The 1,330-nt window shown below is 60.8% G+C and carries 1 protein-coding gene; it reads left to right on the top strand.

What is annotated here, in order from left to right; translation table 11 throughout:
• Nucleotides 1-68: 68 nt before the first annotated feature.
• Nucleotides 69-1,265 (top strand): IS256 family transposase, encoded by a 1,197-nt coding sequence (locus C9E91_RS12180; protein WP_004110519.1) that lies wholly within the window; start codon nt 69-71, stop codon nt 1,263-1,265.
• Nucleotides 1,266-1,330 lie beyond the last annotated feature (65 nt).

The following is a 1,330-nucleotide window of genomic DNA, read 5'->3' on the forward strand; positions in this document are numbered from 1 at the left end:
GATTTCATAGCCATCGGTGATTTCCGGTAGGGTCGGGTTGCTTAGAGCCAACCTGAGGGACACCACCGATGACCGACGACATGATGAACCTGCGCTCACTCGTTGAGAAGAGCGCTGATGCCGATTTGCTGCGGGAGATGATCGGCTTTGCTGCCGAGAAGCTGATGGCGCTGGAGGTCGGCACGAAGACCGGCGCGGCCTATGGCGAGAAGAATGGCTTCCGGCTGGCCCAGCGTAACGGCTATCGCGACCGGGATTGGGAGACACGGGCGGGCACCGTCGAGCTGCGCATTCCCAAGCTTCGCACCGGCAGCTACTTCCCGAGCTTCCTGGAGCCGCGCCGCATGGCCGAGAAGGCTCTGACGGCGGTCATCCAGGAGGCTTATATCCAGGGTGTTTCGACCCGCTCTGTTGATGACCTCGTCAAGGCCATGGGCATGTCGGGCATCTCCAAAAGTCAGGTGTCCCGGCTCTGCGAGGAGATCGATGAGAAGGTGAAGGCCTTCCTCGACAGGCCCATCGAAGGAGAATGGCCCTACCTGTGGATCGATGCGACCTACCTCAAGGTTCGGCGCGGTGGTCGTATTGTCTCCGTCGCCGTAATCATCGCCGTCGGCGTCAACACCGATGGCCGACGCGAAGTGCTCGGCATGGAGATCGGCACGTCCGAGGCCGAGGCGATCTGGACCGAGTTTCTTCGAAAGCTGATCAGGCGGGGGCTGCGCGGCGTCAAGCTCGTCGTCTCCGATGCCCATGAGGGCATCAAGGCCGCAGTATCGAAAGTGCTTTCCGCCACCTGGCAGCGCTGCAGGGTGCACTTTATGCGCAATGCCTTGGCCCATGCTGGAAAGAGCGGACGCCGGGTTGTCTCCGCGTTCATTGCAACGGCCTTCGCTCAGGACACGCCGGAGGCCGCAAGCACTCAGTGGCGCAACGTCGCCGACCAGATCAGGCCAAAGGTACCGAAGCTCGCCAGTCTCATGGACAGTGCCGAGCAAGACGTGCTCGCCTACATGACCTTTCCCAAGCAGCATTGGGCCAAACTTCACTCGACCAACCCCATTGAGCGATTGAACGGTGAGATCAAGCGGCGCACAGAGGTCGTCGGCATTTTCCCCAACGACGACGCCATCGTGCGCCTGGTCGGTGCGCTGCTGCTCGAACAGAACGATGAATGGGCCGTCCAGCGATCCCGCTACATGACACTTGAGACAATCGCCACAATGAGCGATGATCCGCTCATCAGCCTGCCAGCAGCAAGCTGATACTCATCCGACCCTCTGGGATGAGCCGTGGTCGTCTAAGCTACACCACGTCCTGGGACATGATC

Source organism: Rhizobium sp. SEMIA4064, from assembly GCF_003025035.1.
In the GTDB taxonomy this organism is placed as follows: Bacteria; Pseudomonadota; Alphaproteobacteria; order Rhizobiales; family Rhizobiaceae; genus Rhizobium; species Rhizobium paranaense.